At 70.4% G+C, this 1,470-nt stretch carries 1 pseudogene; it reads left to right on the forward strand.

Annotated elements, in window-relative coordinates:
• Positions 1-30 precede the first annotated feature (30 nt).
• A pseudogene (locus AC0699_RS39735) lies at positions 31-1,441 on the forward strand (IS701 family transposase).
• Positions 1,442-1,470 lie beyond the last annotated feature (29 nt).

Raw genomic sequence — 1,470 nt, forward strand, 5'->3', positions numbered from 1 at the left:
TAGGAGTCAACTGTCTTGCTGGGGCTGAAGATGACCGTTCGCCGTCCGTGTCCGCCCGCGCCGGGTCCGTTGGAGGACTACGCGGCCCGGTTCGACGACCTCTTCGTCAGCTTGGCCCAGCGGCGGGGGTTTCGCGAGTACCTGACCGGGCTGCTGGCACCGCGGGAGCGGAACAAGACGATCACTTGCCTGGCAAGGGGCGGAGCCGGTGTCAGGTGCGGGAATGCCGGGGGTGCAGCGGCTGCAGTTCTTCCTGTCCGAGTCGCCGTGGGAAACCGAGCTGGTCAACGACCGGCGCCTTGAACTGCTGCGCGAGGAGTCGGCGACGGCTCCGCACGACGGCGGGGTCATCGTGATCGACGACTCCGGGGACCGCAAGGACGGCACGGCGACCGCGCACGTGGGCCGGCAGTGGCTGGGCCGGTACGGCAAGACCGACAACGGCATCGTCACGGTGACCACGGTGTGGACCGACGGCCGGGTGTACTACCCGCTGCACGCGACTCCCTACACCCCCGCCCACCACTTCGCCCGCGGCCGCTCCGACCCGGCCTTCCGCACCAAACCGCAACTGGCCGCTGCCCTCGCGGCCCGGGGCAAGAAGGCGGGCTTCGGCTGCCGGGCGGTGGTCGCCGACTGCGCCTACTCCGTCAGCGACGACTGGTACCTCGCACTGCGCGAGGCCCACCTGGCCTACGTGGTCGCGCTCAAGCCACACCGCGGCACCTGGGCCCCGGCCGACCAGCCCCACACCCCCATCGAAGCCGCCCACGCCCTGAGCTGGCACGATGCCAAGCGTCCCGGCGACTGGACACCCGTGGAGCGTCACTTCCGCGACGGGCACACCGAGACCTGGTGGGCCGCCGATGCCCGCCTGGGCGGCTACGGCCCCGACTCACCCTGCCGACTGGTCGTGGCCACCACCGACCCAGCCAGCCTGCCGGAGAAGGCCACCTGGTACCTGGCCACCAACCTGCCCCACCCCGACGCACCCCACGCCGCCACCAGCCCGCACCCGCCGGCCGACCTCGCCGAGATCGTCCGCCTCTACGGACTGCGGCCGTGGATCGAGCAGAGCTACAAACAGGTCAAGGACGAACTCGGCTGGGCCGACTTCCAAGTCCGCTCCGACCGCGCCATCCGCCGCCACCAGACCCTGGTCAACTGCGCCTTCTCCTTCTGCTGGGACCAATGGTTCGCCCCGCCCGGACCAGTGGATGACACCGCGCCGGACCCGTGTCCCGACGAGGGGCCAGAGAGGGGGTCCCACCCCGTCCCACCAGCCCCAACAACCCTGCTGGCCCAGGGCCTTACGAGCCATCCGTTCCTGGCTCACCCCCGCCGTCACCCTCAACCGATGGTGGCAAGCATGGACGGACAAGGACCCACCCTCCGAGCTCCAGGCCCTGATCGACGCGGTCACCACCGGACGCGGCATTGACCTCTACCGCCGGATTTAACGAACTACCG

It is taken from the genome of Streptomyces sp. NPDC043870, from assembly GCF_056435785.1.